This window comes from ANME-2 cluster archaeon (assembly GCA_014237145.1).
Classification (GTDB): domain Archaea; phylum Halobacteriota; class Methanosarcinia; order Methanosarcinales; family Methanocomedenaceae; genus Methanocomedens_A.
Window position 1 is genome coordinate 1 of record JAAXOC010000091.1, and the last position, 5376, is coordinate 5376.

9 protein-coding genes are annotated in these 5376 nt (G+C 44.2%); all 9 read right to left on the reverse strand.

The window, feature by feature from the left end:
• Positions 1-41: 41 nt before the first annotated feature.
• Entirely contained in the window at positions 42-188 is a 147-nt protein-coding gene (locus HF974_11860; GenBank protein MBC2699004.1) for a DUF5371 domain-containing protein, read from the reverse strand.
• Positions 189-603: 415 nt separating this feature from the next.
• Positions 604-795 carry a hypothetical protein gene (locus HF974_11865; GenBank protein ID MBC2699005.1) on the reverse strand — a complete coding sequence of 64 codons (192 nt, stop codon included), beginning with the start codon at positions 793-795 and terminating at the stop codon, positions 604-606.
• A gap of 173 nt (positions 796-968) precedes the next feature.
• Positions 969-1256, reverse strand: a complete 288-nt coding sequence (locus HF974_11870) for a hypothetical protein (protein ID MBC2699006.1) — start codon at positions 1254-1256, stop codon at positions 969-971.
• Positions 1257-1284: 28 nt separating this feature from the next.
• Positions 1285-1413, reverse strand: a complete 129-nt coding sequence (locus HF974_11875; protein MBC2699007.1) for a DUF5371 domain-containing protein — start codon at positions 1411-1413, stop codon at positions 1285-1287.
• 178 nt (positions 1414-1591) lie between these two features.
• Positions 1592-1894, reverse strand: a complete 303-nt coding sequence (locus HF974_11880; GenBank protein ID MBC2699008.1) for a ribonuclease P — start codon at positions 1892-1894, stop codon at positions 1592-1594.
• A gap of 51 nt (positions 1895-1945) precedes the next feature.
• Positions 1946-2641, reverse strand: a complete 696-nt coding sequence (locus tag HF974_11885; protein MBC2699009.1) for an ABC transporter ATP-binding protein — start codon at positions 2639-2641, stop codon at positions 1946-1948.
• Positions 2634-3800, reverse strand: a complete 1167-nt coding sequence (locus tag HF974_11890) for an ABC transporter permease (protein MBC2699010.1) — start codon at positions 3798-3800, stop codon at positions 2634-2636. Before HF974_11890 ends, HF974_11885 begins: the two co-directional genes overlap by 8 nt.
• 11 nt (positions 3801-3811) lie before the next feature.
• Positions 3812-4981, reverse strand: a complete 1170-nt coding sequence (locus HF974_11895; protein ID MBC2699011.1) for an ABC transporter permease — start codon at positions 4979-4981, stop codon at positions 3812-3814.
• A complete protein-coding gene (locus HF974_11900) occupies positions 4978-5328 on the reverse strand; it encodes a hypothetical protein (protein MBC2699012.1) in 351 nt (116 codons plus the stop codon). Before HF974_11900 ends, HF974_11895 begins: the two co-directional genes overlap by 4 nt.
• Positions 5329-5376: the final 48 nt, after the last annotated feature.

The window sequence follows — 5376 nt, forward strand, 5'->3', positions numbered from 1 at the left end:
AACTTGATTTCATTTTATTCACCAACCTTGTATTTTTATATTTATTCTACAAACTCACATTCGAGGTAATGATATACTGCTTTTGAAATGGCATCCTTCGTGGAAGATTCGCCCGTTTTTATTTTCAATGCAATGATATCCTTTTCAGGTAAGACCGATTGAACATGCACTATTTTCGTTTTAACCACCTTCTTTTAATTTTCTGATTATCACCTGACAATACTAAACACCTCATCATTATGATTATTATTAGTATTATCATAATGATGATATGTTATGCTAGTATAAATAGGTTATTGAGAATTTAATAGAAAATAAATTGGAAAAAAAGAATAGTTTTTGTGTACGTTGGAACGGTATTCATGAACTTTTACCACATTCCAAATATATAGTAATCACTCGACTGCCTCTTATTCTAACCCTGCAACTTGCGCGAGGGATAAGATCGGTGCCGCATCCTTTTCACACCTCGCGCTCAAGATGGGATGGCAGCCAGACCCTGTGGCGCATACCTATCCTGCGAGCTAAAAAAACATACCGTTTACTTAAACCAGGGTTATTATCAAAGGATTCCACTGCTAGGTCGAACAGCTATACCATCCTCTACGCTGCTATATCCTGCATCCATAACTTCCTGTCCTTGCGCCGCATCTGACACTCAATTATGCACACACCAGATAAAAACTTAGATGATATGCCTGCCTGACTGGAATTGATGGAATTCTCAGCAATCTGGCCGGCCACCAGCATGTGCCTGTCAGATTCTAACCTCACGATTATGGCAACGTCTATCATACTCACCACATAGGATTTAATCGAATCCCTTTAAGATCGTGTGGGTAAATTTTCATTATTTAAGCTGCTGGATAAAAGAGCCCAGGCCATCCATGTAACCAGATGGGCATGAAAGCTGGAGCAAGTTGTACTTAATGTAAAAAAAAGATAGGAGGGGTGATGGAAGATTTTAATTAGTCTTCGATCTCGATCTCCATTATGGAAGTTTCATCCATATGTCTGGTGAACATTGATAGCCAAAGACCCTGTTTGCTATACAATAATTCACCCTCATTCGGATATGCTGATTCGGTTATTTGCAGAGAATAGAGATCCTCGTCTGATTTAACAGAGTCAATAAAGCAGAGATTTACATCACCATTTTGCCCTATATTTAATGAAATCTTCATTATGTTCTCGATTTCATTATTTCCCCCAATCTCCATTGGAGCTGCTGCCATATATCTTAAACTTGATTTCATTTTATTCACCAACCTTGTATTTTTATATTTATTCTACAAACTCACATTCGAGGTAATGATACACTGCTTTTGAAATGGCATCCTTCGTGGAAGATTCGCCCGTTTTTATTTTCAATGCAATAATATCCTTTTCAGGCAAGACTGATTGAACATGCATTAGTCTCGTTTTGACCACCTTCTTTTAATTTTCTGATTATCACCTGATAATACTAAATATCTCATCATTATGATTATTATTAGTATTATCATAATGATGATATGTTGTGGTGATATAAATAGGTTATTGAGAATTTAATGTAAAACAAATTAGAAAAAAAGAATAAACTTTGTGCAAGTTAGAACGGTCTTCGTGAACTTGTACCACATTCCAAACATGTAGTAATCACTCGACTGCCTCTTATTCTAACCCTACAACTTGCGCCAGGGACAAGATATGTGCCGCATCCTTTACACACCTTGCGCTTAAGATGGGATTGCAGCCTGACCCTGTGGCGCATACCTATCCTGCGAGCTAAAAAAACATACCGTTTGCTTAAACCAGGGTCATTATCAAAAGATTCCTCTGCCAGGTCGAACAGCCTTACCATTCGCTGCGCTGCCATATCCCTTATCCATAACTTCCTGTCCTTACGCCGCATCTGACACTCAATTATGCACAAACCTGATAAAAACTTGGGTGAAATGCCTGCCTAACTGGAATTGATAGAATTCTCAGCAACCCGGCCGTCCACCAGCCTGATGATCCGGTCGGTCTTGGCAGCCATCCGCTCGTCGTGGGTCACAAGTATAAAGGTCTGGTTGTGCTCGCGGTTTAATTTGCGCAGCAGTTCATAGATATTCTCACTGGCCTTTGAGTCAAGGTTGCCTGTGGGCTCGTCCCCGATAACGATACTGGGTTTATTTACCAGCGCCCGTGCAATGGCGACCCGCTGGTTCTGGCCCCCTGACAACTGGTTAGGCCGGTGGTCCATCCTGTCACCCAACCCGACTTCATCAAGTACCTTACGGGCAACCTCACGTGCCTGTGACGATTTTACACCGCTTATCAGCAGCGGCATCATCACATTCTCAAGAGCATTGAAATCGGGCAAAAGGTGATGGTACTGGAAAATGAAGCCCAGTTCCTTGTTCCTTGTCCGGGAGCGCTGTTTATCAGACATTTCCGTGACATCAATTCCGTTTAGCAGGATTGTACCGCTGGTGGGAGTGTCAAGAATACCTATCTGGTTCAGAAGTGTACTCTTGCCTGAACCGGAAGGCCCGATAATAGCCAAAAACTCACCCCGTTCAATATCCAGGTCCACTCCGTCCAGGGCCTTTATTTCCACTCCGTCGCCGAATATCTTTGTCAGGTTCTTTATCTGGATTATATATTTATCAGACACTGTAAATCGCCTCCACTGGATCCATTTTTGAAGCACGCCTGGCCGGGAATACACCAGCTATAATATTAATGACCATAGCAAAAACACTGGCTGAGATAAAGTTCTCAAGCTCTATTACTACGGGCAGGTGGTCCATCCCAAAATACATCTCGGGTGGTATGGGTATTGTAATAGATGCAATTGCCAATGAAGCGACATATCCCAGTATACAACCGATTATAACCCCGGCCATACCCAGTATTCCTGCCTCCAGCAGAAATATCAGCATTATGCTCCGCCTGGACGTGCCCATTGCCATGAGCATTCCTATCTCACCAACCTTTTCCATAACTATCATTATCAGGACATTGGCGACACCAAAACCTGATATGCCGAAGATGATAACATAAAAGAAATAAACCATACTCTCCGAGGTCTCAAGAAGGGTCAGTATTTCTGCATTCTGCTCCATCCAGCTTATAGCATCATAGCCTGTCTCCCGGTCAATTCCGTTAGCCAGCTCTTCAGCAGCATAAGCATCAGACAACTTTATCCCCATTCCTGTTATCACATCCCCTGACCCATAGAGATCCTGCAACCGCTCAAGATTTACAAATGCCATTGTTTCGTCAACTGGCGTTCCGGTCTGGAATATGCCGGTAATGGTAAAATCGGCAGGTTCTGCACCCGGGATCTGGGCTGTGACAGTATCGCCCACCTCCATCTCCAGATTTTTTGCCAGTTTATAACCAATGATTATGCGGCTGCCGGGATTTTCAATAGATGCAAACTCCCCGGCCAGTAAATATTTTTCCCTGTTAACGACCCGGTTCTCATCTTCAGGATTGATACCGTACAACAGCACCCCTTCAGCGTTGTGTTTGTATTGCAGGGCAGCTTCACCCTGGAAATATGACGAGACACTTTCTACACCTTCCAGATCGTAGATATGGTTCTCAAGCCCGTGGTAGAGGTGTATGTAATCCTCGCCCTCCTTTGGCATGATCGTGATATGAGCCTGGTTCTCAATTGTCGAATCGATCAATATACTCGTGTAACCACTCATCATTGACATGAAGATTATGATTATCCCCACAGCCAGTGATACTGCAATTATGGAAAATAAGGTCTGCCGCCGGCGTGACTTGATATGTCTTGTGGCAACATCCAGCTCAAACATAGCAATCTCCCTCACTCACGACCTATCGCCTCCACCGGCTTAAGTTTTGAAGCACGACTGGCAGGGTATATTCCGGCGATGAGGTTTAGCAGGAATGTGAACAACACAATAATGACTGCATCCTGCAATCTCACAACAAACGGAATCGAGGTGATGCCGGCCATGACTTCCATTTCATATTCAAATGACCCCATTTGTATGGCTAACGTCGCACCCAGTATCACACCTATTAAAGCACCCAGCAGTCCCAGGATGCCGCTTTCCATTACGAATATTATCAAAATACTTCTTCTTGACACTCCCATTGCCATGAGCATGCCTATCTCTTTAGTCTTCTCCATGACCACCATGAAAAGGGTACTGACGATTCCGAAAGATGCGATAATGATAATAAGACCCAGTGTGATAGCATTGCTTGTCCCTTCCATTTTCAGTGTCTGTATTATCTCCGGATTAGTCTCCTTCCAGCCTGAAGCAGGATATCCCAGGGTATCTATCTTCTCTGATATGGCCTGTGCACGCTCACGGTCATCCCCGCGAACTAAAATAGTTGTTACAACGTTGGACACTTCAAGAAAATCCTGGACAGTGGACAGGGACGTAAACGCCAGAGTCTCATCCATGGGTGTGCCGCTGTTATAGATGCCCACAACTTTCAGGTTTGCAGGATTCGCTTCAGGAAATGAAGCATCTATGGTATCTCCAATTTCCACATCGAGTTTTTCAGCAAGGGCATCACCAACCACCACACTGTTGGGCGAAATTTCCAGATCCCTGAAACTGCCTTCGATAATGTTGTCATTGATATACATCACGGAATCGTGGGCCTCAACCCGGATGCCCTGCATGACCACATTCTTGTTCTTGCCTTTGTATTCAAATGTAGCCGGCCCGGAAAGGACTGGTGATATACCTACCACGCCATCGATCCCATCGATATCCTCTATGAGTTTACGGTACAGATGGATGTAATCTTCACCTTCCTGTGGTTCAACTGTTACATGTGGCATCATCGTGTCAACGGTCTTTGAATACATCTCATCGGTAAAACCCACCATCATTGCCTGTGACCACATGAGCAGCATAACTGCCAGCCCGACCGCCAGTACAGAAAATATGGTCTGCCTGCGGCGTGAGGTCAGATGCCTGATGGCTATGAACAGTTCATACACGGGTATCACCCGTTGCGGCGGTCCATCCGCCCTGATAAAATAAATAGTGATACCAATACAAAGGTTGCCGGGACTATGCCAAACCCGGGCGTCTCTGTAGGCGTGGGTTCTGGTGTTACATCAGCAGAAATGTCATAGTCGGACTCAATGACCGTGTCCCACTCATCCAGGATATCACCGTCGTTGCCTATCACTTCTACGGATAGACCATATATGCCTGCGGCAAGCTTGCGGGTCCAGATGATCTCGATAGTTTCATCATCATCATTGGTGAGGATGGGGGACTTTTCCCGTACTTCTTCAATAATAGTATCATCCTTTGTTACTGTAAACACAACGTATCCATCGAATGGCACTTGAGAATACCCCTCCACAGTTGCGCTGGCCCCGGTCTCATCCCTGTA